The 254-nt window shown below is 66.1% G+C and carries 1 pseudogene; it reads left to right on the forward strand.

Annotation, left to right across the window (positions count from 1 at the left end):
• Positions 1 to 254 (forward strand): annotated as a pseudogene (locus tag SB754_RS21625) (GMP synthase (glutamine-hydrolyzing)); the annotation flags it as partial.

A 254-nucleotide genomic window follows, 5' to 3' on the forward strand; every position in this document is an offset into this window, starting at 1 on the left:
GGTCGAAAAGGACTACGTCGAATCGACCGGCGTGCGCCTCATCACGGTCGACGCCGAGGAGACCTTCCTCGGCCACCTCGCCGGCGTCACGGATCCCGAGACGAAGCGCAAGATCATCGGTCGCGAGTTCATCCGCGCGTTCGAGAAGGTCCAGCGCGATCTCGTCGACGAGGCCAAGGCCGAGGGCGAGCCCATCAAGTTCCTCGTGCAGGGCACCCTGTACCCGGACGTCGTCGAGTCCGGCGGTGGATCCG

This window comes from Leifsonia sp. SIMBA_070 (assembly GCF_046534635.1).
Lineage (GTDB): Bacteria > Actinomycetota > Actinomycetes > Actinomycetales > Microbacteriaceae > Leifsonia.